Raw genomic sequence first — 26,725 nt, forward strand, 5'->3', positions numbered from 1 at the left:
CGATCAGACTGGCGCTTCCGACCCTTCGCCCTTTTCACCGTCCTCATCTTTCGGTGCCAGAGCATCGGACCGAAGGTTCAACAGGATCAGGAACGGAGCTGCCAGGAAGATCGACGAATAGGTGCCAATCACGATGCCGAAGATCATCGCCAATGTGAACGACTGGATCACTTCACCGCCAAACGCATAAAGCGCGATCAAGGCCAGCAAGGTGGTGACAGAGGTCATGGTCGTCCGCGACAGTGTTTCGTTGATCGAAAGATCCAGCAGCTCGGTCAGTGGCTTCCTCTTGTATTTCCTGAGGTTCTCACGGATCCGGTCATAGACAACCACGGTATCGTTGAGCGAATACCCGATAATCGTCAGGACGGCCGCGATACTCGACAAGGAGAAGTCCAGCTGCAACAGCACAAACAGGCCGACAGTGACCACCACGTCGTTGGCCGTGGTCAGGATCGCCCCAACGGCAAAGTGCCATTCAAAGCGGAACCAGATGTAGAACATAATCGCCAGGAGCGACGCGATCACCGCGATCGCGCCCGCCTGGGCCAGCTCGCCGGACACGCGCGGACCGACCACTTCAACACGGCGGAAATCAACATTGTCATCGGCAAAGATCGTCCGCACCTTGCCAACCACAGACTGCTGGGCAAGTTCGCCGCCCGGCTGTTCTTCAACGCGGATCAGGATGTCGTCCGGCGCACCGAACTCTTGCACCTGAACATCGCCCAAGTTGAGGCTCGACAATTCGGAGCGGATGGCCCCGATATCGGCCGGGCCATCGGTCTTGATCTCGATGATCGTGCCGCCTTTAAAGTCGATGCCGAAATTCAGGCCGACAGTGAAGAACCCGGCCAGTGAAGCAACCACCAGCAGGATAGACAGCGGAAAACTGACTTTCCGCAGCCACATGAATTTGAATTTCGTGTTGTCCGGAACAAGTCTCAGCAACATTGGTCTTTACTCCCGGATCAAATCGGCAAGACGGACGGACGGCGGAAGCGCACCCAAAGGGCGACCAAAAGCCGGCTGAACGTGAAGGCTGAGAAAACGGTGGTGAAAATCCCGATCGCCAGGGTCACGGCGAAGCCGCGAACCGGTCCAGAACCAAGCTGGAACAGAATAACGGCGGCAATCAGCGTGGTAATGTTGGCGTCCAAGATGGTGCCAAGCGCCCGCTTGTAGCCCGCGTCAATCGCGGAAATGGCCGACCGCCCTGCCCGCGCTTCTTCGCGGATACGTTCAAAAATCAGCACGTTGGCGTCCACCGCCATACCGATTGTCAAAACGATACCGGCGATGCCTGGCAAGGTGAGCGTGGCTTGCAGGAATGTTAGAGCTCCAAAGATCAGGAACATATTCCCAACAAGTGCGATATCCGCAATGACGCCGAACCGTCCATAGGCCAGGATCATGAACACAATCACCAGAACACCGGCGATGATGGAGGCCATCTTACCGGATTCAATGGAATCGGCACCAAGACCCGGACCAATAGACCGTTCTTCGATGACCGTCAGCTTGGCCGGCAAGGCACCGGCACGAAGCAAGACAGCAAGGTCGTTTGCCCCATCAACGGTGAAGTTGCCGGAAATCTGACCCGCGCCGCCTGTAATCGGCTCGCGGATTACAGGTGCGGAAATGACTTCCTCGTCGAGAACGATCGCAAACGGGCGGCCAACATTCTGTTGAGTGACCGTTGAGAATTTCCGGGCACCGGAGGTGTTGAAACGGAAATTGACCACCGGCTCATTGTTACGTTGGTCGAAGCTGACCTGTGCATCAACCAGATCTTCACCAGACAAAAGCGGTGCTTCTTCCAAGAGATATGGCAGCGGCGGATCATCCACTGACATCATGACGACAGTGCCAACCGGCGGGCGGCTTTGCAGCGCCTGATCGCCGGACATGGAGGTGTCGACCATGTGGAACGTCAATTGTGCTGTCTGACCCACAAGATCCTTGAGCCGTTCCGGGTCATCTTCACCCGGCGCTTCCACGAGGATCCGGTCGGTGCCCTGACGTTGAATGTTCGGCTCCGTCGTGCCGAGTTCATCGACGCGGCGGCGGATCACTTCGATCGACTGCTGGACGATGTTGGTCATCCGGTCAGCAAGGCCTTGTTCGGAGTAGGTGAAGCGAACGAGGCCATCGTCAGTGACCGAGATCTCAAACTCATTCACCGGCTGACCGGCAAAAATATTAGATACCAGCGGATTGACCAGCGGCTGCAGGCGTTCTTCAGCTTCAGCCAGCCGTGTCAGATCACGTATGCGGACCTGGGCGGCTTCACCCTGCACCCCAAGACCGGTGTATCCGATCCTCGGGCTTTCGCGCAGCGATCCCCGCATGTCGCTGACAAGCGCTTTCATGCGCTTTTGAATGTAATCCTTCTGGTCGATCTCATAGAGCAGGTAAGCCCCGCCCTGGAGGTCAAGCCCGAGGACCATCTGGTTCTTCGGCAGGAAGTCCGGCCAGCTTTCGATGGTTTTTGCGGAAAAGAAATTGGGCAACGTCGTCACAAATCCCGCGACAACCACGAGGACGATGAGCGCAATTTTCCAGCGTGCGAAATAGAGCATGGTCAAGCCTTAAAAGCGGACGGGCCGAAACACTTCCGGCCCATCAAAACTGGTCTCAGCAATGTGCGCCTTAAGCGCCTTCTTTGGCCGGCTCGGTCTTGGAGCGGACTTCCTGAACCATGGACCGAACGACACGAACCTTCACGCCTTCAGAAAGTTCCACCTGAAGTTCGCCGTCATCGACAACCTTGGAGACCTTACCGATCAGGCCTCCGGTCGTAATGATCGTGTCGCCGCGGCGCAGGTTGGCAACCATTTCCTGATGCTGCTTCATGCGCTGGCGCTGCGGCCGGATGATCAGGAAGTACATGATCGCGAAGATAGCCACGAACGGCAGCAGGGACATGAGGAAATCAGGTCCGGCGGCTCCGGCACCTTGCGCATAGGCTGGGGTGATCAACATTCAACTCTCCTAAGGGGCGTTTCGCTTAAGCCCAGGCCTTTTTTCCGGCCCTTAGCAAAACGCTCAATTCTGGTGGCGCGGACTATAACGTTGGCGCGCCTCATTTCAAGCATAACCGGCAATTTGCTGCGTACTGGAATGGGAATAACTGCCATTTGCGTTGACAGCCCTTCATGATACTGCTCCCGCCACATCGCTTCCGGCCCTCAGGTGGGCCTTTTTGACTGAGGTTGCAAGACGAATGAGCGCGCCGAGCGACATTGCCGCATTAAACAAGAAACTCGATTCCTTGATCGAACTGATTGGCCGGGCTGTGCCTGCTGTTCCGGCACCAACGGATTTTGATTTGGCCGATGCTTTTGTCTGGCACCCCTCACCCGGCGAACTCAATCCTGTCGCTAAAGTGAACCGGGTCGATATCACACTGCTGTGCGCCGTCTCTCATGTCCGCGATCTCTTGCTCGACAACACCCGCAGATTTGCCAGAGGGCTTCCGGCCAATAACGCGCTGTTGTGGGGTGCGCGCGGTATGGGCAAATCCTCGCTGGTGAAAGCAGCGCAAGCGGCGGTGAATGCAGAACTTGAGTCCAACACGCTGAAACTGATTGAAATTCACCGGGAAGACATCGAATCGCTGCCCAAACTGATGGCCGAGATCAAATCGGCGCCCTACCGGTTTATCGTCTTCTGCGATGACCTCAGCTTCGATCACGACGACACCTCTTACAAATCCCTGAAAGCGGTACTGGAGGGAGGCATCGAAGGCCGGCCGGACAACGTCATCTTCTACGCCACCTCCAACCGCCGGCATCTGCTGCCGCGCGACATGATGGAAAATGAACGCTCAACCGCGATCAATCCGTCTGAGGCCGTCGAAGAAAAAGTCTCTCTATCAGACCGGTTCGGCCTGTGGCTTGGTTTCCATAAATGCAGCCAGGACGACTATCTGGACATGGTTCGCGGGTATGCGGACCACTATGGCTTGAAGCTGGAAGACGGCAAATTGCGCGCTGAAGCGCTGGAATGGGCGACAACCCGCGGCAGCCGGTCGGGCCGTGTCGCTTTTCAGTTTATCCAGGATCTGGCGGGCCGGATGGGCAAAGCCCTGGATTGATTGGCTCTGTGACCTTGGCGCCGGCGTCAGAAGTCTTGCCGAGGCGACAGAATCAGAAATTTAGTCGTCAAATCCGGAAGAGCGGCCACGCAGTTTTTTCACCTGGCCGCGCTGTTTTTTCGCATCCAGTCGCCGCCGCTTAGACCCAAGGGTCGGTTTGGTCGCCTTGCGGGGTTTTGGTTTTTCCGTTGCTCGTTTCAGAAGGTCAATCAGGCGGTTCAGGGCATCTTCCCTGTTCCGCTCACGGGTACGGTGGCGGTCGGCCTGCAAAATGATCTCGCCATATTGGGTCAGCCGGCTACCAGCAATCTTGGCCGCACGGGATTTCACTTCCTGGGGCAGCGTCTGATTTGCGCGCAGGTTAAAGCGCAGCTGAACCGCAGTTGATACCTTGTTGACGTTTTGACCACCTGGTCCGGAGGCGCGGATAAAATCCTCGCTCAAGTCATCGCGCAGGATGTAGAGCTGCCCGATTACCGGGATTCGTGAGGAGGGTGCTGGGCCATCCGGTTCGTCGTTCATGCGTCTTCTTGAGACTCTTCAGGCATCGAAAGGCCAATGCTGGCCAGAATCTGTTGCGTCACCGCGCGTTCGGTTTCCAGCTTGAAGTCTTCATCACTTAGATCTTTGCCAGTCAGCGCGCGGACCTGAACGGAGAAGTCTGCATAATGCTGGGTCGTCGCCCAAATGGCAAATATCAGATGAACAGGGCTGATCTTGTTGATCTTGCCAGCATCGATCCAGCTCTCGATCACCTTGGCCTTTTCAGAGACCAGGCGCTTCAGATCGGTTTCCAGGATCGGCAGGATCTGTGGGGCCCCTTGCATCACTTCATTGGCAAACAAACGGGAGGCTTCGGGGAAACTTGCGGAAATTTCAATCTTCTGACGGATGTAATCAGACAGCTCCAAAGCAGGATCGCCTTCCGGATCGAGCGTTTTCAATGGCGCCAGCCAAACATCCAGAATGTGAGCAAGGGCTGCCGTATAGATCGCTTCCTTGGATGAAAAATAGTAGAGCAGATTGGATTTCGACATACCCGCTTCTGCTGCAATACGCTCCACCGTCGCGCCGGAATATCCGAATTTGGAAAACTCCTGTAAGGCGGCATCCAGAATCAGGGTCCGGTTTTTCTCCTGAATCCGGCTCATGCCGCCGGACCTAGAATTCGCAGGCGCCTGCCCACCCACATCGGCCATATAAGTACCCCACTCTCGGCCCCCTCCGGGCCATTTCTCTGCTATTCCAATGGGTTTGCGAACCTTAAGAACAGCGCCGTCCGCGGCTAGTTAAATGCACCGTCAACGGACATGATCAGAAATTAGTCATACCGGCTGATTTTGCATCTTGACCATTTGGTCAAATCCGCCATAGGCTGAAATTGACCAGATGGTCAGAAGGCTAGACGATCCGCATCAGCGCCGCAATGGGGCAGACGGGATCAGAATCAGCCAGACCATTGCAAAACAATGGCCGGATAACGGCAAGGCCAATCGGCCGACAGAGGACATAGCTTCCGGCAAAAGAGGCAAAAGCCCGCGCGGGATGCATTTGGAACAGCCAGGGGGAGAGGACCCGGCATTTCAGGCAATTTCCTGCTTGGCGCGGGAGCCTGACCTATGCCTTACTCTCCTCCATTGAAACAACCAACAGCCGGCCCACGCCAGTTTCAAAAAGGGCCGCGAGGAGGACGCATGTCGGCACCGGCATCAACCAACAATCTGGAAGCCTTCTGGATGCCGTATACGGCAAATCGCCAGTTCAAACAGAACCCGCGCATGTTTGTCGGTGCGCAGGACATGCATTACACGACATCAGATGGCCGTCAGGTACTCGACGGCACGGCAGGCCTTTGGTGCTGTAATGCCGGCCACGGTCGCCCGAAAATCGTCGAAGCCGTCCAAAATCAAGTCGCCGAGATGGACTATGCACCGGCATTCCAGATGGGTCACCCGAAGGCCTTTGAACTTGCCGCCCGCCTCACCGCCATGATGCCCTCCCCGCTGGATCATGTGTTTTTTACAAACTCCGGTTCTGAAAGTGTCGACACCGCGCTGAAAATTGCGCTCGGCTACCAGCGCTCCATCGGTCAGGGTACCCGAACCCGGTTCATTGGCCGCGAGCGTGGCTATCATGGCACTGGCTTTGGCGGCATTTCCGTGGGTGGTATCGTTGCCAACCGCAAGCAGTTCGGCAACATGCTGAACGGTGTTGATCACCTACCGCACACCCATGACCTCAGCCGCAACGCGTTCTCCAAAGGCCAACCGAAGAACGGCGCTGAATATGCCGAAGAACTGATCCGCCTGGTTCAGCTGCATGACGCCTCGACCATTGCAGCTGTGATCGTCGAACCGGTCGCAGGATCCACCGGCGTTCTGATCCCGCCGCTTGGCTATCTGAAGCGCCTGCGCGAGATTTGTGACCAAAACGGCATTTTGTTGATTTTCGACGAGGTGATCACCGGATTTGGCCGTCTCGGCACTCCTTTCGCAGTCGATTATTTCGACGTCATCCCAGATATGGTGACGACCGCCAAGGGCATCACCAGCGGCGTCATCCCGATGGGGGCCGTCTTCTGCGCCAAGAAGATTTATGACGCCTTTATGGATGGACCTGATCATCTGATCGAACTCTTCCATGGCTACACATATTCCGGTCACCCGGTCGCTTGTGCGGCTGCGCTTGCAACGCTTGACACCTACGAAGAAGAGGGTCTGCTGACGCGCGCTGCGGATCTTGCGCAATACTGGGAAGACGGTCTGCATTCCTTGAAGGACTGCCCAAATGTCATCGACATCCGGAACCTCGGACTGATCGGCGCGATCGAATTGACGCCCATTGCAGGCGAGCCAACCAAACGCGCGTTCTCAGCGTTCCTGAAAGCCTATGACGACGGCATCCTGATCCGCACCACCGGTGACATCATTGCCCTGTCGCCGCCGCTGATCATTTCCGAAGCCCAGATCGATGAGCTCTTTGGCAAACTCAGAACCGTTTTGAACGCAATCGACTAAGCGGGAAAACGACATGACGAGACCAGCCGCCACTAGTGAAACGCTCGTTGATGACGACCGCGTCCGCGTAACCCGGTTTGATTTTGACCCGGGCGCCGAGACCGGCTGGCATCGTCATGAATATGACTACGTCATTACTGCGATCACGAATTGCGAGATGCTTTTGGAAGAACCTGGCGGAGAAAACCGGACAGTCTCGGTTCCGTCAGGCACAGCCTACCGGCGCACCGAAGGCGTGGAACACAATGTAATCAACGGCGGAGACAAACCAATGTCCTTCGTCGAAGTGGAACTGAAATAGGAGACACGGCACCATGGCAGCTCCGGGCGAAAACCTCAGGATCAACGCAGACCGGCTGTGGGACAGCCTGATGGAAATGGCCAAGATCGGCCCGGGCGTTGCCGGCGGCAACAACCGTCAGACAGTCACCGATGAAGATGGTGAAGGCCGCAAGTTGTTCCAGAAATGGTGTGAAGATGCCGGCATGACCATGGGCGTCGACACCATGGGCAATATGTTCATGACCCGTGCAGGCACCGACCCGGACGCCCTGCCCGTTTACGTCGGCTCCCACCTCGACACCCAGCCAACCGGCGGCAAATACGATGGGGTTCTGGGTGTCCTTGGCGGCTTAGAAGTCGTCCGCACCATGAACGATCTCGGCATCAAGACCAAACATCCGATCGTGGTCACCAACTGGACCAACGAAGAAGGCACCCGCTTTGCCCCGGCCATGCTCGCTTCCGGCGTCTTTGCCGGAATTCATACGCTGGAAGAAGCCTACGCGAAGGAAGACCACGAAGGCCTCAAATTCGGCGATGAGCTAAAACGCATCGGCTGGGTTGGCGACGAAGAAGTCGGCGCCCGCAAAGACAAGATGCACGCCATGTTCGAACTGCACATCGAGCAAGGCCCTATTCTGGAAGCGGAAGGCAAGGACATTGGCGTCGTGACCCACGGCCAGGGTCTCTCCTGGACGCAAGTGACCGTCACCGGCAAGGACAGCCACACCGGCTCCACACCCATGCCGATGCGCAAGAATGCCGGCCTCGGCATGGCGCGTATTCTGGATCTGGTTGATGAAATCGCCTGGTCGCACAAACCGCACGCGGTTGGCGCAGCCGGACATATCGATGTCTACCCGAATTCGCGCAACGTCATCCCGGGCAAAGTCGTCTTCACCATCGACTTCCGCTCGCCGGATCTCAGCGTCATCACCGACATGGAAGAGCGGCTGAAAATCGGCGCCAAGAAGATCTGCGATGACATGGGGCTGGATGTCGAGTTTGAGAAGGTCGGTGGTTTTGATCCGGTGACCTTTGACGAAAACTGCGTAACGGCTGTGCGCAATGCTGCCGAACGTCTGGGATATTCCCACCGCAACATCATTTCTGGCGCTGGGCATGATGCCTGTTGGATCAACAAGGTCGCTCCCACAGCGATGATCATGTGTCCCTGTGTTGATGGCCTATCGCACAACGAAGCGGAAGAAATCTCCAAAGACTGGGCGAAGGCCGGCGCAGATGTTCTGTTCCACGCAGTCGTCGAAACCGCGGAGATCGTGGAGTGATTTCTGAGGTCCTGGATTAAATCCGGGACCTCAAAGCAACAGCCTTTATGGTTGGGAGAAGAAAGCGTGAAATCTGCAAAACCGAATGTCGCCGCTGTCTTTGGGAGCCTGACGAAACAGGTTCTTACAGGCGTCTGCGCGCTGGGTTTTGCAGCCACCGTTTCCTCTTCACCTGTGTCAGCTTCCCCCTTGGACGTTGGCGACCGGTGGGATTGGCAGCTTTCCGGCCCGGTGGATCTCGACCGCGATGTCGAAATGCTGGCCCTCAATCCCGACCTGGTGACGCGGGACCAACTTCAGGTCTTGAGAAGTCAGGGCATCATGGCGGCCTGTAACGTTAGCATCGGGACCGTGACGGACACATCTGCAGACAAAGCCGCCTTTCCGGTAGCCGTTGTCGGAAAAAACCGGGACGGCCACTCTGGCGAACAGTATCTCGACATCCGCCGGCTGGATGTTCTCGTCCCGCTGATGACCAAACGCTTCCTTGCTTGCAAGGCAAAGGGGTTCACTGCCGTCGAACCGGACAACATGGATGTCTATGAAAAAGACAGCGGATTTGCGCTCTCAGCCAAGGACGCGATCCAATACGCGACCACGCTCGCGCATGTTGCTCATGGTTTGGGCCTCAGGATTGCTCAAAAGAACGCGCCAGAGTTGACCGGCGCACTGCTTCCGCATTTCGATTTTGCCATCACCGACCGATGCTATCAGGATGGGTGGTGTGAACAAATCGCCGCTTACCCACGCGCCGACAAGCCCGCTTTCAATGCCGAATATACAGATGCCGACATTGATTTTGGCAAAGCCTGTGCGGAAGGCGCGCGGCTGAATATCAACATGATCCAAAAAGACCCGGATCTTGCTGCTCCAGTCGTCACTTGCCAGGCAGAGATCTGAAGAAATCAATAGAGACTTATACAAACAGGCCCATCCGAATGGTGCGGCAGACAAAAAGGGGAACGACAATGGCGAGCAAAGTGATCAAGGGCGGAACCGTCGTCACCGCTGACCTTTCCTACGAAGCGGACGTCAAGATCGAAGGTGGTGTCATCACTGAGATCGGCCCGAACTTGTCCGGTGATGAAACGCTGGATGCGACCGGGTGTTACATCATGCCGGGCGGGATCGATCCGCACACCCACCTTGAAATGCCGTTCATGGGCACCTTCTCGTCGGACAACTTTGATTCCGGCACCCGCGCAGCCCTTGCCGGCGGCACGACCATGGTTGTTGACTTCGCCCTGCCGTCTCCAGGCCAAGGCCTGATGGAAGCTCTGCAGATGTGGGACAACAAGTCCACCATGGCGCATTGCGACTACTCCTTCCACATGGCGATCACCTGGTGGGGCGAGCAGGTGTTTGACGACATGCAAACCGTCGTCCGCGAGAAGGGCATCAACACCTTCAAGCACTTCATGGCCTATAAAGGCGCCTTGATGGTGAACGACGATGAAATGTTCGCCTCCTTCCAGCGCTGTGCCGAGCTTGGCGCCCTGCCGCTGGTGCATGCAGAAAACGGCGATGTGGTCGCAACGCTTCAGCAGAAACTGCTCGCGGACGGCAACAACGGACCGGAAGCCCATGCCTACTCCCGCCCGCCAGAAGTGGAAGGCGAAGCCACCAACCGCGCCATCATGATCGCCGATATGGCAGGTGTGCCGGTCTATATCGTACACACGTCGTCTGAGCAGGCCCATGAAGCCATCCGCCGCGCCCGCCAGAACGGCATCCGCGCTTACGGTGAGCCTCTGATCCAGCACCTGACACTTGATGACAGCGAATACAAACATGCCGATTGGGATCATGCTGCCCGCCGGGTGATGTCCCCGCCGTTCCGCGACAAGAAACACCAGGACAGCCTGTGGGCTGGTTTGGCGTCCGGTTCGCTGCAGGTGGTGGCCACCGACCACTGCGCCTTCACAACAGAACAAAAGCGCACGGGTGTTGGCGATTTCACCCAAATCCCGAACGGCACCGGCGGCCTGGAAGACCGCATGCCGATGCTCTGGACCTATGGTGTTGGCACCGGCCGCCTGACGCCAAACGAATTCGTCGCCGTGACTTCAACCAATATTGCAAAGATTCTGAATATCTATCCGAAAAAAGGCGCAGTTTTGGTTGGAGCAGACGCAGATCTGGTGGTCTGGGATCCGGCAAAAGAAAAGACAATTTCGGCGTCCAATCAGCAGTCTGCGATCGACTACAACGTCTTTGAAGGCAAGAAAGTCAAAGGCCTGCCTCGCTATACGCTCACCCGTGGCCGTGTCGCCGTCGAAGACGGCACCGTCAACCACAAACAGGGCCATGGCGAGTTTGTTAAACGCGAACCGTATCAGGCGGTGAACAAGGCGCTCAGCACCTGGAAGGAACTGACCGCACCGCGCAAGGTTGAACGCACCGGCATTCCGGCAAGTGGGGTTTGATATGGCCGCAGGTCTCCAACATTGGCCGGCGGCTGAATTCGAATCGAGTTTTGGCTACAGAGAACGCTGTACTTCTCCGGAAGGTCGAAGACTTGCCGAAATCATCGACCGGAACGATCATGCGATGATCCAGGCGTCTTTGCTAGGTCGCCCTGCACTTGCCACGATTTTCTCACTATTACCGGACGATCTGGTACGTGTACTTAGTGAAAATGATGGGTTGATGCAGGCCTTCGGACACCTGGCCAGATTAGAGATGAATTTCCTAGGATTCGAACAAGTGGGCTCAGAAAACTTGAAAACATACTGGCCTTTTGAGGGTGGGCGAGAGAAGTCCAAAATCGCTGTATTCAGACGGGCAGAAACACCCACGCCCACATCCTCTTCTTCTCAGTCTTAGACTGAAAATAACATGTCGTACGGACTCAAGAAAAATGCTGACTGCCGCTGAAATAGAAGATGGACTGGAAGATGCCATGACTGAACAGGCGAACCGGGTGATCGATATTGATAATCTCTCGCTTACGTTCGAGACCAATGATGGACCAGTGCATGCGCTGTCAGACATTGATCTGAAAATCGACGAGGGCGACTTTGTCTCCTTCATCGGCCCCTCCGGCTGCGGCAAGACCACGTTGCTGCGGGTGATTGCCGATCTGGAACGCCCGACCGCCGGTTCGATCACCGTCAATGACGTTTCACCAGAACAGGCCCGGCTCGACCGATCCTATGGGTATGTCTTTCAGGCGGCGGCCCTTTATCCCTGGCGGACGATTGCCAAGAACGTCGCTTTGCCGCTCGAAATCATGGGGCTTTCAGCCGAAGAACAGCAGCAGCGGATCAAGAAAAACATGGAGCTGGTGAACCTTGCCGGCTTTGAAAAGAAGTACCCTTGGCAATTGTCCGGCGGTATGCAGCAGCGCGCCTCGATTGCCCGCGCCCTTGCCGTTGAGCCCGATCTTTTGCTGATGGACGAGCCGTTCGGCGCGTTGGACGAGATTGTGCGCGACCATCTCAACGAACAACTTCTCCAGCTGTGGGCGAAAACCAACAAGACGGTTGTTTTTGTCACCCACTCAATTCCGGAAGCCGTGTTTCTGTCGACGAAAATCGTCGTGCTCTGCCCGCGCCCGGGCCGTATCTACGACGTGATCGAAAGTGACCTGCCGCGGGACCGGACCCTGGACATCCGGGAAACACCGGAGTTCCTGAAGATCGCACACCGCGTCCGCGACGGCCTCAAGGCCGGTCATTCCTACGAAGACTGAGGGAGGCGGACAAATGACAGATTCAGCCCTCGCACCTCCCCGATCCACCAATCCGTTTGCTGGTCTAATGTCCGGCACAGTCGGACCGGTCCTGGTGGTTGTCCTGGCCATTCTGGCCATCTGGTACATCGCGGCCGTGGCGCTCAATACCCCGTTCCAAAAAGAGATCTATGAGCGCGCTAGCCGGGCGGATGTGCCGTTCACTGAATTGGTCGGAGATACTCTGGCACAGGAGCGCCCGGTTTTGCCGGCACCGCATCAGGTCGCCCAGGAAATCTACAAAACCACGGTGTTAAAAAAGATCACCTCAAAACGATCCTTGGTGTTTCACACCGGGATTACGCTTTCGACCACCCTGCTCGGCTTCCTAATCGGTACTTTGCTCGGGATCTTGCTGGCTGTCGGGATCGTACATAGCCGAGTGCTCGACAAATCCCTGATGCCCTGGGTGATTTCTTCGCAGACCATTCCGATCCTGGCGATTGCACCGATGATTATCGTGGTTCTGAATGCTGTTGGCATTTCCGGTCTTTTACCGAAAGCGATCATTTCGACGTATCTCTCCTTCTTCCCCGTCACGGTCGGCATGGTGAAGGGTCTCCGGTCACCTGAAGTCATCCACATGGACCTGATGCATACCTACTCGGCAACAAGGTGGCAGGCCTTCTGGAAACTGCGCCTGCCTTATGCGGTGCCGTATCTCTTCACGTCGATGAAGATTGGCATGGCGGCATCCCTTGTCGGCGCCATTGTCGGAGAATTGCCAACAGGTGCTGTCGCAGGCCTCGGGGCCCGGCTGCTTGCCGGTTCTTATTACGGCCAAACCGTCCAGATCTGGTCGGCACTGCTCATGGCGGCTTTCCTCGCTGGTTCTTTGGTTGCGCTCATTGGCGGCCTTGAAAAAATCACCCTCAAGCGCATGGGGATGGCCCGATGACGACGCAATCCATCAAACGGCGCCGGTTCGACATGCCGGCTCTACTCGCCTGGTTCGTGGTGGCGATGGTGGTCGTCGGTCTGTTTAGCACGGCCTTTACACCCGACATCGGCATCATGGAAGTTCCCCAGTTGGCGCTTTGCCTGGCTATGCTGGCCATTCTTGGCGTGCGTTATGAGCTCGGCTTCGCGCGCAATTGGATTGGCGACATCGCGCTTGGCGTTGTAACGGCCATTGCAGCATCTCTGCTGATAAGCGCCGCCAGCACTCATGTTGGCGAAGCTGCGCTGGGCTTTTGGGCACTCATGGCGGCCACCTGGGCGGCCTCCTGGCTGTTTGTCGAGCGTCTTGCTATCTGGAAAAGCCACTCTCCTCTCACGACCCGGATCATAAATCTGCTGATCCCGGCCCTCTTCGGCCTCACGCTGCTGGTGCTTTGGGAGTTGATCGTCACTGGCGCGGGTGTGCCTAAGGTTTTGCTGCCCGCCCCGTCGGAAATCTGGGTCCGCTTGACCACATCCGTCCCAACGCTTTGGGCGGACTTTCAGCAGACCTTCCTGAAAGCTGTGTTGGTTGGATACGCGCTGGGCTGCGGTTCCGGGTTCCTGATCGCCATTTGGGTCGATCGGGTGCCGTTCTTGCGCCGTGGGTTGCTGCCGATCGGCAATCTGGTGTCCGCGCTGCCGATCATTGGTGTCGCGCCGATCATGGTCATGTGGTTCGGGTTTGACTGGCCCTCAAAAGCCGCTGTCGTCATTATCATGACCTTCTTCCCGATGCTTGTGAACACGGTTTCCGGTCTTGCAGCCTCTGACAGCATGCAACGGGACCTGATGCGCACCTATGCCTCGAACTACTGGCAAACCCTGTTCAAACTGCGGCTGCCGATGGCCATGCCGTTTATCTTCAACGCGCTGAAGATCAATTCAACACTCGCCCTGATTGGCGCGATCGTTGCTGAATTCTTCGGAACGCCGATCGTTGGCATGGGTTTCCGGATATCCACGGAGGTCGGCCGGATGAATGTAGACATGGTCTGGGCGGAAATTGCCGTTGCAGCGCTCGCGGGATCTCTGTTCTACGGCATCGTTGCCTTACTGGAGCGCGCGGTGACCTTTTGGCATCCGTCCCAACGCGGCTAGTCCTGCCATCCCGGTCACGGCTTGAGCCCACATCAACAATGAATGAGGCCCTGGTTATGCACCAGGGCCTATTCATTTTATCAATGGCATCGGGACTTGGTCTGACCATAACCATTCTCCCGTTCTAACTCTCTAACAGCTTACTTTCAATTCCAGTGCGAGTCGTTACACAGGTGGAAAGACTTCTAAAACAGACTCAGTGATGAAACCGAGGCGAGGACCAACAAGACCATGAAACCCAGCCGCGACATCTCCCGCCTGATCGAAATAATGGCTGCGCTTAGAACACCGGTTACAGGCTGCCCTTGGGACCTTGAACAGAGTTTTGAGACAATCGCGCCCTATACGCTGGAAGAGGCGTATGAAGTCGCCGATGCGATTGCCAAGTCAGACATGCTGGAACTCAGAGAAGAGCTTGGCGATCTCTTGCTGCAGGTTGTCTATCACGCCCGTATGGCGGAAGAGGATGAACACTTCAATTTTGAAGACGTCGTTGAAGGTATCACCAAGAAGATGATCCGCCGGCACCCGCATGTCTTTGGCGATGAAAACGGCGAAAAAGCGGATCATGTCAAAGGTATTTGGGAGCGGATCAAGGCGGAGGAACGCGCCGAGAAATTGGCAGAGCGTCAAGCGCTCGGTTTGACAGAAACCCAAAAGGGGTTCCTGGATGATGTCCCAACGGCATTCCCAGCCCTTCAAGAAGCCGACAAGCTGCAACGCCGAGCCTCAAAGGTGGGGTTTGACTGGAATGATGCCCGGCTTGTTCTCGATAAAATCCGCGAAGAAACACACGAATTAGACGAAGAGCTCGCCAAGTCTGCACCGGACAAAGACAGGATTTCCGACGAGCTTGGAGACACACTGTTTGCGCTGGCCAACCTCGCCAGGCATCTGGACATAGATCCGGAAGAAGCCTTACGCCGGACAAACCGGAAATTCCGCAACCGTTTTGCAGCTATTGAAGTAACCGCTGAATCAAAGGGAACGACGTTGGATGCTATGAGTCTGGAGGAGATGGAGGCTGCCTGGCAGGCTGCCAAAAACTCGACCAACGGCGAGTAATTGAACTGAACCACAAGCAATAAGGGTCAGATTTTATCGCTGCTACCGTATCAACAACTAATTGATATATTGAATTCTTTTTGTCCCAGCTAGTCAAAAAGGCGTACATGCTGACAACAATTTGGCCAATGTAATTTTGGCAGGTTTTCCCAACTGCGTAAAAATGCCACACTCACTTCCGTAACGTTATCCATTTTTACAGTTGGAGCAAAATGGTTCTGTTTCGCCAATTCCTCTGGCTCTTCCTCGCCTTGGCCCTGCAAATCGCCCCAACAAAGTCCGAAACTTGGCGTGTCGCAGCGCTTGAGTGGCCGCCCTATGCCAGTCCGGACCTACCAGGCGGTGGCATTGCCGTTGCGGAGCTCCGCAAAGTTCTTGAATCTGGCGGGATCGAACTTCAAATCGAGTATATGCCATGGCCACGGGCTCAGGCGCTCGCGCGCTCTGGTTCTTACGTCGGATACTTCCCCGCTTGGCCAGAAGAAGTGAGGGCCGGATTCTTGGGATCTGACCCCTTGGTGATGTCTTATGTTGGTGTCGTCCAAATGAAAGAGACACCAGTTTCATGGGGCTCTTTAGAAGATCTCTTTAAAAAATACCGGGTCGGCTATGTCAGCACTTATGTCTATCCGAAGGAAATCCAAACGCTGTTAGACCGGAACAGACCGCTCGAGGCTGGCTGTGATAATGAGCGGGATCTTACCCGCAAGATGGCAGCTGGACGGATGGACCTTGCGATTACAGACCCCAATGTCATGCTCTATTTTGCTCAAGAACTCGGTTTCGACAATTTGGAAGCAAATCCCAGTTTGATTACTGAAAAGCCGTTGGTTTTAGCAATTCCAAACCAACCGGCCTTCAAAGCCCGGCGCCACCTCTTGAATGAGTTAATCGAACAACACAATGCAGCAAATTGACGGGGAAAACGGTCGGCATTGCGGACTGGAAAGTTGAATGAAACACAGCCTTCTTTGGATAATCACTGTCACTTTGCTGACATTGACCGGCAAGTCGGCAGGTGCTGAAGTCTGGCGAATTGCTTCCGGATCATGGCCACCTTATTCAAGTCCAAATATTGAGAATGGTGGGATCGCCGTTGCCGCCCTACGGCGGTCGCTCAAAATTATTGGCGTCCAGCTTGATATTGCTTATATGCCCTGGCCACGAGCAAAACTGCTTGCCAAAAGACCTGAGTTCGATGGCTACTTTCCGGCCTGGCCGGAAGAGGTTGAAGAAGGTTTTGCCGCGTCAAAACCGGTTGCCATGTCGCAAATCGGCGTTATCCGGAACCAGAACCCTCTTGAATGGAGTTCGGCGTCAAACCTGTTTAACCGCTATAAAGTCGGGTTTGTGCGCACCTATGATTATCCCTTGGGCTTGCAGGCGCTGTTCGAGAAACATCAAGCACAGGCTGATGCCAACGAAAACGAACGCGAACTCAGCCGGACCCTCGCTGCCGGCCGGATTGATGCTGCGGTCACCGATCCGAATGTTCTCTTGCACACAGCCAGGGAATTGGGTCTCACCGGTTTGGTCGCCGAAAAACGGATTTTATACCGCAAACCGCTGGTGGTCGCGCTCACCAAGAAGGATGGCTACAAGCGCAAACTGGCTTTGCTTAATCAGGCCCTGCCGCTGATGACTTTGCAGCAACTCTATTGCTGCCCCCTTTTGACGGACTGAGAGTAGCGTTTCCCGAACTGCACGAGCGACGATCAGCTTCTGGCGCATTCATTCAGTCAAAAATGCAGAATAAACATCCCGGAACGGTCCACGCTGCTTGTCAGAGACCCGAACCTCAGCTAAGATAAATTCTTCGCCGTCTGTTCGCTCTAGTACTTCCGCCATTTGGTAAAGCTTTGCGATCAAAGCCCCCTCAGCAACAGGAAGTTTGACCGCCAAAATATCATCGTGGCGGGCCATATAAGCATCAATACGTGCACTCAGCTGTTCAATTCCGACGCCGGTTACAGCAGAAAGTGCCACTGGCCCCTCGCCGCCATCCTCGTCCAAGAGTTTATTCCGGTATGCTTCGTCGAGCAGATCGATCTTGTTCCAGACTTCGATGATCGGCGCTCCGGTCTGCGCATCGACACCCAGATCTTCCAGCGTCTTTTCAACGTCCTCCGCCTGCGCTTCCGTATCCGGATGCGAAATATCGCGCACATGAAGGATCAAATCGGCCTCTAGCACCTCTTCCAGCGTCGCGCGGAAGGCTGCAACCAAATGGGTGGGCAGATCGGATATGAACCCCACGGTGTCCGACAGAATGATCTCACGGCCGTGCGGCAGAGTAATCTTGCGCAAGGTTGGATCCAGGGTCGCAAACAGGAGGTCCTTTGCGAACACATCCGATTCCGTCAGCCGGTTAAACAGGGTCGATTTGCCTGCATTGGTATACCCTACCAGGGCAACAACCGGCTGTGGAATTTTCTTGCGTTTTTTCCGGTGCAGCTCACGAGTCCTGCGGACACTGTCGAGCTGTTTTTGTAAGGCAAGGATCCGGTCCTGGATCTGACGGCGGTCGGCCTCAATCTGCGTTTCACCTGGGCCACCCATGAAGCCGGCGCCACCGCGCTGACGTTCCAGGTGGGTCCAGGAGCGCACCAGACGGCTTTTCTGCCAGCTCAGATGCGCCAGATCCACCTGTAAACGGCCTTCCTTGGTGCGGGCCCGGTCACCGAAGATCTCAAGGATCAAACCGGTCCTGTCGATCACTTTGGTTTTCAGGTGGCGTTCCAGGTTTCGCTGCTGAACCGGCGACAGTGGGTGGTCAACAACAACCAAATCGAGATCTTCACTGGCCACAATGCCCGCCAACTCGGAAACCTTACCTTCGCCAAACAGAGTTGCAGGTTTGGGATTGTTGACCTTCACAACACCAGAATGCGCAATATCAAGATTGATGGCCGCACTCAGGCCCAATGCTTCTTCAAGCCGGGCTTCCGGGCTGCGGTTGGCGCGCAGTTCCGATTGGGCGGTTTCGGAACGCAGTTGGATCACTGGTTCCAAAATCATCGCACGGAAACGCTGGGGCAGACGATCCACCCCAGTGTCTTTTTGCCTTAGCGATTTCTGTCCAGGTTCTTCCGAACCGTTCGATTTCGAAAAGTCGTCTTCGCGAGACTTCGGTTTCAATCAGTTAGCCTTTTCCGCGTTTTCCTCAGCCTGATCGAACAGTTGAACAGGTCCGTTTGGCATAATTGTGGAAATAGCATGTTTGTAAACCAGCTGCGAATGCCCATCGCGGCGCAGCAGGACACAAAAATTGTCAAACCAGGTCACAACACCCTGCAACTTGACACCGTTGATCAAGAAAATCGTCAGGGGTGTTTTTTGTTTGCGAACGTGATTGAGGAAAGTGTCTTGTAAATTTTGTGCGCGCTCAGCCATGTGTTTTTTTTTCCTGTTTGGTCCGGATGCGGCCGAGCATCCGGCTTCTTCCTGGCCTGCAGTTATCGGTACTAATCCATTTAGATTGCAGCGATACTAGCCTGCCCGCTTTTTGCGTTGCCCACCTTTAGGAGCCCTCTGCCCCAGCTCAATGTCACGCCCCAACCCAGCCAAGCGGGGCGTCGATTCACACCACCTTCAAATCAGTAGCAGTATGGAACAGTTCGCGCAATCGGGTTGCAACCGATCCGGGATGGCCATTGCCGATAACCCGCTCATCAATTCGTACTACCGGCATAGCGATATTTGTCGCAGCGGTAACAAATGCTTCGCGGGCATCATAGGCTTCTTCGAGGCTAAATGCCCGTTCTTCAAATACCAGCCCTTCCCTTGCGACAAGATCAAGAATACCCGCTCTGGTGATACCGCGCAGGATTCCGTTTTCCGCGGGCCGGGTGACCAAAACGCCCTCTTTGGTTACGATCCAGGCATTGGTAGAGCCGCCTTCTGTGACATTTCCGTCCGCATCAACATACCAAGCTTCTTTGCCGCCTTTTTCTTTGGCACTTTGCTTTGCCAAGCAGTTCGGTAGGAGAGCAATGGACTTGATATCGACACGCGGCCAACGGTTTTCCGGATAACTGAAGACAGAAATTCCGGTTTCGGCGAGGGCTTGACCAGCAGCCGGGCTGGACGAGCGTGCCGTCACAACAATAGACGGCGCTACGGTTTCAGGCGGAAAGAAGTGGTCACGGCGGGATACACCGCGGGTGACCTGAATGTAGACAATACCATTGTGAACCTTGTTCCGGCGCACAACCTGGCGCAGAACAAATTCCACAGCTGCCCGGCTCATCGGCCAATCAATCGAGAGTTCGCTAAGCGAACGTCCGAGACGGTCCAAGTGGCGCGGCATATCTACAATCTGGTTTTTCCAGACTTCGCAGACCTCATAAACGCCATCCGCGAATTGATAACCCCTGTCTTCGATGTGGACAGCGGCATCAGCATGCCGGACATACTGGCCATTCACATAGGCAATACGGCTCATGAATTCTCCTGATCCAAGCCGGTTCATTTTGAACCAATTGGTATTGTTATCGTTTTGACCGCTTGGTCAGAGAAATGCAAGGCCAGTTCTAAGCCAAAAGACTTAAAAGAAGTCGAGGCTGACCCGGAACATTTGTTCTACCTGGCGCACTCTGCTGGCAACCGCGAAGATGACAATGCGGTCTTTCGCCTGGATTTGCAGGTCGCCGTTTGGCGTTAGAACCTCGCCATTGCGGAACACTGCGCCAATGCGGATACCAGAAGGCAGATCGATCATGCGCAGCGGTTTGCCTACCAGCGGCGACGTATCGAGCGCTTCCGCCTCAACAATTTCCGCAGCCCCGTTCTGCAGGGTGTGGACACCCCGGATCCGGCCGCGGCGCACATGCTGAAGGATTTTTGAAATAGTCACTGCCCGCGGGTTGATGAAAGCATCAATTCCAAGCGCATTGGTGAACGCCGGATAACTCGGATTGTTGAGCAGCGAAAGCGAGCGCTTACATCCCAGTTTCTTGGCCATCACGGACGACAGAATGTTGACCTCGTCCTCATTGGTCAGAGCCACCATCGTGTCTGCGTCACCGGCATCGGCTTCGTTCAAGATCGTCAGATCCAGCGCACTGCCGTGCAAAATGACCGAACGTTTGAGATCATCGGCAACCGACATTGCCCGATCGCGCGAGGCTTCGATAAGCTTGATTTTTGTGCCCGTCTGACGTTGTTCCAATGCCCGCGCCACGTAAAGACCAATGTTACCGCCACCGCAAATGACGACCTTGCCGGCTTCGGGCTCTTCATGGCCGAAAATTCCGAGAGTTCTGCGGACCTGGTCGCGTTTGGCAACCACATAGGCAAGATCCCCGGTCAGAATGGAATCGCTGCTTTTGGGAACAAACAGCTTGTTGTTCCGGTAAAGGCCGACAACGACCGCCCCTAGATCTGGAAACAATTCGGTCAGCTGATGCAGCGGTGTATCAACCACTGGACAATCTTCTTCACACATAATGCCAACAACGACCACATTGTCATCGGCAAACCGGACTGTTTCGACGGCACCGGGCAGCGCCAGGCGGCGCAGAACCATTTCGCCCACCTCGATCTCAGGCGAAATGATCACATCAATCGGCATGTTGTCGCGGGAAAACAGATTGCGCCAGCGCCCTTGCAGGTATGACTGAGCTCGAATTCTGGCGACTTTGGTCGGCACGTTGAATAAGGAATGCGCGACCTGACAAGCCACCATATTGACTTCGTCATAGAGTGTGACCGCGACAATCATGTCGGCTTCTTCTGCGCCAGCCTGGGCAAGAACATCCGGATGGGCACCATGCCCGACAAAACCGCGGACATCGAGCTGATCGCCGATCGCATTGATCAGCTTCGGTGAGGAATCAATCACCGATACATCGTTTTGCTCGGCCGCCAAGCGCTCGGCAATCCCGTATCCGACCTGTCCGGCACCGCAAATAACGATTTTCATGGAAATCCCCTTTCCGGCTTTCGCAGGAGCAACTTACAAAGCGCTGGTGCCTCAGGTCATGCCCAAAGTCTTAAGCTTGCGGTGCAATGCAGAGCGTTCCATACCGACAAATTCAGCTGTGCGCGAGATGTTGCCGTCAAATCTTTTGATTTGGGCCTGAAGATATTCCCGCTCAAAGATCTCCCGTGCCTCGCGCAAGGGCACGGACATCAAGTGTTCGCCCGTACCGGACGATGGCAAACTGGGAAGCGTTTCACCGATTTCTGCCGGAAGCAGATCTGCGGTGATTGTGCTGTCCGGCTCGCCCCGGCTCAAGATCATCAATCGTTCGACATTGTTGCGCAGCTGACGGACATTGCCCGGCCAATCATGAGTTTGCAGAACGGCCATGGCATCATCGCCGATTGGGCGCAGCGGGATGCCGGAAGCACCAGAGATCTGCTCCATGAAATGACGCACGAGAACCGGGATGTCTTCACGCCGTTCGGCGAGACCCGGGACCCGTAGCGGGACAACGCTCAAACGGTGATAGAGGTCCTGGCGAAACAGGCCGGTTGCGATGTGCTCTTCCAAATTCTTCGACGTCGAGGACAAGATCCGGATGTCCACCTGAACCTTACCAGTTCCGCCTACTCGGGAAAAACTTTGCTCGACCAGGACGCGCAGGATCTTGCCTTGAGTTTCAGCAGGCATATCCGCGACTTCATCGAGATAGAGCGTGCCGCCGTGGGCTTCCTCCAAAGCGCCGATTTTCCGCAGATTGCCGTTTTCATCCTCGATGCCAAAGAGCTCTTCTTCCATGCGCGCCGGTGTGATCGTTGCGGCGTTCAAGACAACAAAGGGGCTTTTGGCGCGCGGAGACATGTCGTGGATCATGCGCGCGGCGCGTTCCTTACCCGAGCCAGAGGGGCCGGCAATCAGGATCCGGCTGTTGGTTCCGGCGATTTTCTGGATCGTCTGGCGCAGGCTGTGCGTTGCGGAGGAATCACCGACAATGTCACTGGTCTCTCCACTGCGCTGACGCAGATCGCGGACTTCCCGGCGCAAGCTGGACGCTTCCAAAGCGCGCTCAACGATATGGACCAGCCGGTCCGCCTTGAATGGCTTTTCGATGTAGTCGTAAGCGCCCCGCTTGATTGCCGAGACTGCGGTTTCGATGTTGCCGTGGCCGGAAATGATCACTACCGGCATATCCGGGTCCGTTTCCTTAAACAGGTCCAGAAGGGCAAGGCCATCGAGCCGGCTGCCCATCAACCAAATGTCTAGGATGACCAGGGACGGTTTGCGCTCCTTAACAGCGGCGATGGCGCTGTCAGAATCATGCGCGGTGCGGGTTCCGTATCCATCATCATCCAGGATACCGGCGATCATTTCGCGGATATCGGTTTCATCGTCTACAACAAGAATATCATGCGCCATGGGCAGTCACTGTTTCTTCATTGGTTTCTTCAATTGCCTGGCTGTCGGCTTTCATCGACAACGTCAGACGAACAAGGGTTCCGGTGTCACCCGGTTCGTTTTTCGGGGCATCTAACAAATCGACTCCGCCGCCGTGGTCTTCCAGGATTTTCCGGACAATTGCGAGGCCAAGCCCTGTGCCTTTTTCCCGGGTCGTCATATAGGGTTCCAGCAGCCGGGACCGGTTTTCCTCCGGCAGGCCGATCCCATTGTCGATCACATCCACGATCACCCGTTCTGGTGCCTCAAGCGGCTCACATCGCAGGTGGACTTTAATCTCGCCTTTGGGCAGATCATCGCCTGTGCGCGCCGCCACGGCTTCCGTGGCATTCTTGATGACGTTGGTGAATGCCTGGCCGACAAGCCGCTCGTCATAGGTTGCCAGGACCGGCGTTTCCGGCAAATCGGCGGTCACCGAAATCTCCGGGTTCGCGACCGACTGCATGAACGCCGCATTGCGGACGGCTTCACGCAAATCACTGGTATTTTTCTTCGGTTTGCGCATGCGGGCAAAGGACGAGAATTCATCGACCATCTGACCGATGTCCCCCACCTGGCGGACAATCGTGTCAATACATTGGTCGAACACTTGCCGATCCTCTTCGATCCGCTTGCCATACCGGCGGCGAATCCGCTCTGCAGACAATTGAATCGGGGTCAACGGGTTTTTGATCTCATGCGCAATGCGGCGGGCAACGTCGGCCCAGGCAGAATTGCGCTGGGCGGAGACCAGATCGGTGATGTCATCCAGTGTTACCACAAATCCATGTTCACTGCGGGTCGACTGTTCGCTCGTCGTGCGCACGTTGATGGTTCTGAGACGCCCGCCGCGTGTGATCTCGATTTGCGTTTCCGGCAGCTTTTCTCCCGGATGGGCCAAGACATCTAAAACATAGTCTTTAAGCTCGGGAACAACCTCAGAAAGCGGTAGGTTCAGAGTGCTAATTTCATCCACTTGCAAAAGCACTTCTGCAGACCTGTTGATCAGGATAACCGAAGCCTCATCATCAATGCCAATTACCCCGGTAGAAACGCCTGATAGCACCGCTTCGTTAAACCGGCGCCGGCGGTCAATTTGCTCGTTTGCCGCCAGCAATGCGTCGCGCTGGCCAACCAGCTGCCCGGTCATCTTGTTGAAGGTTTGACCAAGATTTGCCAGGTCACCACCGGCTTTTTCAGTCGGAACCGTGACAGAGAGATTACCGCTGGCAACCTCATCGGCGGCTGATATCAGCGTTCTGATGGGTGAAACCAGCTGATTTGCGAAGCCAAACCCGATCCAGATAGCCGACAAGAGAAGAACCAGCGCAACGCCGAGATAAACAAGGGCAAAGGCGACTTGCACACCAAACCGGCTGTTTTCCATTTGCTGGTACTGCAGCGCGCCGCTTTCGGCCAAACCCATGTATTCCACTACGCGTGGATCCAGGCGGCGCACTGCGTAAAGCGCAAATCCATCATAAGCGGAGAGGTTCATGACGCCGCCGACCAGATTGGATGTCCCTGGCGCAATGAGAATCGGATCGCCGGATTTCGCCCTGAACAAACTGTCTGCAGGTGGTAGTGGTATCTCCGCGTTTGGATCGAGAACCACCCGTGTGACTACTTGGCCTTTGTCATTGAGAATGTAAGCAGCCAAGATTCCGCGCAGCGACACCTGGGTCCGGAAGAACTGATCAAACCGCGTGGGCTCAAAGTCATAGACTGGTTTGGCCCTATCCAAATCGGTGGTCATGGCGATTAGGTCGCCGCGCAATACCCGCGCATGCTCTTGAAGGTATGCCTGAGCAACGGTCAGTGCATTGTCGATGATCAGCCGGGTCCGGTCCTCGAACCAGCGGTCAAGCCCCCGATCAAGGGTGACAGCAGCCAGGATGGCCATCAAAATGGCTGGAACCGCCGCAACAACACTGAACAGCGCGACGACACGGACATGCAAGCGCGCTGCAGCGCGGCCCCGGCGGCGCGCATGCAGTAGTTTTGCAATTTCATAGCCGATCAGGGCCAGCAAGATAACTGCCCAGATCCCGTTGATCGCCATAGCCGTGACAATCACATCCCGGGTCGGGTCAATCGACGTCAGCCCCATCAGAATGAAAAAGGTAACGGTGATGGAGATCAGGGCCAAGATCATGATGGCCAGACCGGCCCGCCGCCATAACTTATTGGTGGCGCCCGATTGCGCAATGGAATGCTGAGTAGCTTCCAGTATCATTCCGCCTCTGGTGTTTGCCTGTAACTTATTGATTGGCGGTCTTTACCGCGCGGTTGAGGCAAACTTACCACACAATGTTGCGAAATTACGACAAGGCAATTTCGTCCACCGACAATTTTGACGGCGGACGCGTGTTTCTGCCTCTTTGGTGCCTTACCTGGTTGAGCGCATTACCTGGATATCCAAATCGCGGATTTTCTTTCGCAACGTGTTGCGGTTGACGCCCAAAAGTTCGGCCGCCTTGATCTGATTGCCCCGGGTTGCGGCCAGCGCTGCACTGATCAAGGGGTATTCCACTTCCCGCAAGATCCGATGGTAAAGACCGGGCGGCGGCAAAGCTTCGCCAAATGTTTCGAAATAGCCAGATAGGTATTTTTCAACCGATCCGCCCAGATCAATGGATTCCGGAGCATCTTCCTCAAGCGGGTTGACCGTTGGCTGGCTCAGCTCGTGATCGAGCATGGCCTCACCGATAACATCTTGCGGGTAAAGCGCCGCAAGCCGGCGGACCAGGTTTTCCAGCTCACGCACGTTGCCCGGCCAGCGGTACCGGCGCATCAGGTTCATAGCGTTCTGATCAACCTGTTTAGCCGGCAGGCCTTCTTTTTCCGCAATTGAAAAGAAGTGACGCACGAGATCTGGAATATCTTCCACACGTTCGCGCAGCGGTGGGAGGCGGATCGGAACAACGTTCAAGCGGAAATACAGATCTTCGCGGAAGAGGCCCTGATTGATCAGATGCCGCAGATCTTTGTTGGTAGCTGCCACAATCCGGACATCTGTTTTGATCGGCGTACGTCCACCGACCGTTGTGTATTCACCTTGCTGAAGGACACGCAGCAGCCGCGTCTGCGCTTCCATTGGCATATCACCAATTTCATCGAGGAACAGCGTACCGCCATCGGCTTGTTCAAATCGGCCGGAACTACGGTTCTGCGCCCCTGTGAACGCCCCCTTCTCGTGACCGAAAAGTTCTGCCTCGATCAGGTCACGTGGGATCGCCGCCATGTTGATCGCCACAAAGGGACCGTTACGACGCTTGCCATAATCGTGAAGGGCGCGCGCAACCAGCTCCTTACCGGTTCCCGATTCCCCGTTGATCATCACGGTCAGATCGGTCTGCATCAACCGGGCGAGGACGCGGTAAATCTCTTGCATGGCCGGCGACCGGCCCACCAGCGGCATGCCCTCGCCGGTTTCCTCAACATCGGCAACGGGACGTTTCTTGGGCTCTTCCAGAGCCCGCTGAACGATGCCGGTTAGTTCTTTGAGGTCAAATGGTTTGGGCAGATATTCATAAGCACCTTTATCGGATGCCGTAATGGCCGTCATGAAGGTGTTTTGCGCACTCATCACCAGAACCGGCAACTCGGGCCGCATCTTTTTGATGCGCGGCAGCACATCAAAAATATTCTCGTCCGGCATCACGACATCGGTGATCACCAGATCGCCGTCGCCAGAAGACACCCAACGCCACAGGGTTGACGCATTCGATGTCAAACGCACTGTGTACCCGGCCCTGGACAGAGCCTGATTGAGAACAGTGCGAATGGCGGCATCATCGTCGGCAACTAAGATCGTGCCAGTCGGCATAGTCTATCAGC

Annotated in this window: 25 protein-coding genes; 13 read left to right on the plus strand and 12 right to left on the minus strand. The window is 55.7% G+C overall.

What is annotated here, in order from left to right; genetic code table 11:
- Positions 1 to 3: 3 nt before the first annotated feature.
- From secF to yajC, 3 genes are all read right to left on the minus strand, one after another.
- Positions 4 to 954 (minus strand): protein translocase subunit SecF, encoded by a 951-nt coding sequence (gene secF / locus ACOOFE_RS13845; RefSeq protein WP_420415462.1) that lies wholly within the window; start codon positions 952 to 954, stop codon positions 4 to 6.
- A gap of 17 nt (positions 955 to 971) precedes the next feature.
- A complete protein-coding gene (gene secD, locus ACOOFE_RS13850) occupies positions 972 to 2,582 on the minus strand; it encodes a protein translocase subunit SecD (protein ID WP_420415463.1) in 1,611 nt (536 codons plus the stop codon).
- A 70-nt stretch (positions 2,583 to 2,652) separates the two neighbouring features.
- Entirely contained in the window at positions 2,653 to 2,985 is a 333-nt protein-coding gene (gene yajC, locus ACOOFE_RS13855; RefSeq protein ID WP_420415464.1) for a preprotein translocase subunit YajC, read from the minus strand.
- Between the two features lie 241 nt (positions 2,986 to 3,226).
- Here yajC and ACOOFE_RS13860 point away from each other — a divergent pair, with 241 nt between their 5' ends.
- Positions 3,227 to 4,099 (plus strand): ATP-binding protein, encoded by an 873-nt coding sequence (locus tag ACOOFE_RS13860; RefSeq protein ID WP_420415465.1) that lies wholly within the window; start codon positions 3,227 to 3,229, stop codon positions 4,097 to 4,099.
- A 60-nt stretch (positions 4,100 to 4,159) separates the two neighbouring features.
- Here ACOOFE_RS13860 and arfB read toward each other — a convergent pair whose 3' ends face one another.
- A complete protein-coding gene (gene arfB, locus ACOOFE_RS13865; RefSeq protein ID WP_420415466.1) occupies positions 4,160 to 4,621 on the minus strand; it encodes an alternative ribosome rescue aminoacyl-tRNA hydrolase ArfB in 462 nt (153 codons plus the stop codon).
- Positions 4,618 to 5,250, minus strand: a complete 633-nt coding sequence (locus tag ACOOFE_RS13870) for a TetR family transcriptional regulator C-terminal domain-containing protein (protein ID WP_420415467.1) — start codon at positions 5,248 to 5,250, stop codon at positions 4,618 to 4,620. Before ACOOFE_RS13870 ends, arfB begins: the two co-directional genes overlap by 4 nt.
- A 543-nt stretch (positions 5,251 to 5,793) precedes the next feature.
- Between ACOOFE_RS13870 and ACOOFE_RS13875 the strand changes: the two genes are divergently transcribed.
- From ACOOFE_RS13875 to ACOOFE_RS13930, 12 genes are all read left to right on the plus strand, one after another.
- Complete coding sequence (locus ACOOFE_RS13875) at positions 5,794 to 7,116, plus strand: aspartate aminotransferase family protein (RefSeq protein WP_420415468.1); 1,323 nt, start codon at positions 5,794 to 5,796, stop codon at positions 7,114 to 7,116.
- 13 nt (positions 7,117 to 7,129) lie between these two features.
- On the plus strand, positions 7,130 to 7,417 hold the full coding sequence (locus ACOOFE_RS13880; RefSeq protein WP_420415469.1) for a cupin domain-containing protein: 288 nt from the start codon (positions 7,130 to 7,132) through the stop codon (positions 7,415 to 7,417).
- A 13-nt stretch (positions 7,418 to 7,430) separates the two neighbouring features.
- The gene (locus ACOOFE_RS13885; RefSeq protein ID WP_420415470.1) at positions 7,431 to 8,687 is read left to right on the plus strand and encodes a Zn-dependent hydrolase; all 1,257 of its coding nucleotides are present in this window, start codon (positions 7,431 to 7,433) and stop codon (positions 8,685 to 8,687) included.
- A gap of 66 nt (positions 8,688 to 8,753) precedes the next feature.
- Positions 8,754 to 9,587 (plus strand): endo alpha-1,4 polygalactosaminidase, encoded by an 834-nt coding sequence (locus tag ACOOFE_RS13890; RefSeq protein WP_420415471.1) that lies wholly within the window; start codon positions 8,754 to 8,756, stop codon positions 9,585 to 9,587.
- 68 nt (positions 9,588 to 9,655) lie between these two features.
- Positions 9,656 to 11,113: a dihydropyrimidinase gene (hydA, locus tag ACOOFE_RS13895; protein WP_420415472.1), complete on the plus strand. Its 1,458-nt coding sequence runs from the start codon at positions 9,656 to 9,658 to the stop codon at positions 11,111 to 11,113.
- Position 11,114: 1 nt separating this feature from the next.
- The gene (locus ACOOFE_RS13900; protein ID WP_420415473.1) at positions 11,115 to 11,513 is read left to right on the plus strand and encodes a hypothetical protein; all 399 of its coding nucleotides are present in this window, start codon (positions 11,115 to 11,117) and stop codon (positions 11,511 to 11,513) included.
- A gap of 76 nt (positions 11,514 to 11,589) precedes the next feature.
- The gene (locus tag ACOOFE_RS13905; protein ID WP_420415578.1) at positions 11,590 to 12,381 is read left to right on the plus strand and encodes an ABC transporter ATP-binding protein; all 792 of its coding nucleotides are present in this window, start codon (positions 11,590 to 11,592) and stop codon (positions 12,379 to 12,381) included.
- A 13-nt stretch (positions 12,382 to 12,394) separates the two neighbouring features.
- Entirely contained in the window at positions 12,395 to 13,318 is a 924-nt protein-coding gene (locus ACOOFE_RS13910; protein WP_420415474.1) for an ABC transporter permease, read from the plus strand.
- Positions 13,315 to 14,460: an ABC transporter permease gene (locus ACOOFE_RS13915; protein WP_420415475.1), complete on the plus strand. Its 1,146-nt coding sequence runs from the start codon at positions 13,315 to 13,317 to the stop codon at positions 14,458 to 14,460. Before ACOOFE_RS13910 ends, ACOOFE_RS13915 begins: the two co-directional genes overlap by 4 nt.
- Positions 14,461 to 14,691: 231 nt before the next feature.
- Positions 14,692 to 15,525, plus strand: a complete 834-nt coding sequence (mazG, locus tag ACOOFE_RS13920) for a nucleoside triphosphate pyrophosphohydrolase (protein WP_420415476.1) — start codon at positions 14,692 to 14,694, stop codon at positions 15,523 to 15,525.
- 212 nt (positions 15,526 to 15,737) lie between these two features.
- Positions 15,738 to 16,442 (plus strand): substrate-binding periplasmic protein, encoded by a 705-nt coding sequence (locus tag ACOOFE_RS13925; RefSeq protein WP_420415477.1) that lies wholly within the window; start codon positions 15,738 to 15,740, stop codon positions 16,440 to 16,442.
- Positions 16,443 to 16,479: 37 nt separating this feature from the next.
- Positions 16,480 to 17,208: a substrate-binding periplasmic protein gene (locus tag ACOOFE_RS13930; RefSeq protein WP_420415478.1), complete on the plus strand. Its 729-nt coding sequence runs from the start codon at positions 16,480 to 16,482 to the stop codon at positions 17,206 to 17,208.
- 48 nt (positions 17,209 to 17,256) lie between these two features.
- Here ACOOFE_RS13930 and hflX read toward each other — a convergent pair whose 3' ends face one another.
- The 7 genes from hflX to ntrC all read right to left on the minus strand — a co-directional run bounded on the left by hflX (position 17,257) and on the right by ntrC (position 26,714).
- Positions 17,257 to 18,543, minus strand: coding sequence for a GTPase HflX (gene hflX, locus ACOOFE_RS13935; RefSeq protein ID WP_420415579.1), 1,287 nt, complete (start codon positions 18,541 to 18,543; stop codon positions 17,257 to 17,259).
- A gap of 120 nt (positions 18,544 to 18,663) precedes the next feature.
- The gene (gene hfq / locus ACOOFE_RS13940; RefSeq protein WP_055676098.1) at positions 18,664 to 18,918 is read right to left on the minus strand and encodes an RNA chaperone Hfq; all 255 of its coding nucleotides are present in this window, start codon (positions 18,916 to 18,918) and stop codon (positions 18,664 to 18,666) included.
- Between the two features lie 187 nt (positions 18,919 to 19,105).
- Positions 19,106 to 19,969 carry a D-amino-acid transaminase gene (locus ACOOFE_RS13945; RefSeq protein ID WP_420415479.1) on the minus strand — a complete coding sequence of 288 codons (864 nt, stop codon included), beginning with the start codon at positions 19,967 to 19,969 and terminating at the stop codon, positions 19,106 to 19,108.
- 102 nt (positions 19,970 to 20,071) lie between these two features.
- On the minus strand, positions 20,072 to 21,448 hold the full coding sequence (gene trkA / locus ACOOFE_RS13950; protein WP_141186884.1) for a Trk system potassium transporter TrkA: 1,377 nt from the start codon (positions 21,446 to 21,448) through the stop codon (positions 20,072 to 20,074).
- A gap of 51 nt (positions 21,449 to 21,499) precedes the next feature.
- Positions 21,500 to 22,867 (minus strand): sigma-54-dependent transcriptional regulator, encoded by a 1,368-nt coding sequence (locus ACOOFE_RS13955; protein ID WP_420415480.1) that lies wholly within the window; start codon positions 22,865 to 22,867, stop codon positions 21,500 to 21,502.
- Positions 22,857 to 25,121 carry an ATP-binding protein gene (locus tag ACOOFE_RS13960; RefSeq protein WP_420415481.1) on the minus strand — a complete coding sequence of 755 codons (2,265 nt, stop codon included), beginning with the start codon at positions 25,119 to 25,121 and terminating at the stop codon, positions 22,857 to 22,859. Before ACOOFE_RS13960 ends, ACOOFE_RS13955 begins: the two co-directional genes overlap by 11 nt.
- Before the next feature lie 153 nt (positions 25,122 to 25,274).
- Positions 25,275 to 26,714: a nitrogen regulation protein NR(I) gene (gene ntrC / locus ACOOFE_RS13965; protein ID WP_420415482.1), complete on the minus strand. Its 1,440-nt coding sequence runs from the start codon at positions 26,712 to 26,714 to the stop codon at positions 25,275 to 25,277.
- Positions 26,715 to 26,725 lie beyond the last annotated feature (11 nt).

This window comes from Roseibium sp., assembly GCF_965216085.1.
In the GTDB taxonomy this organism is placed as follows: domain Bacteria; phylum Pseudomonadota; class Alphaproteobacteria; order Rhizobiales; family Stappiaceae; genus Roseibium.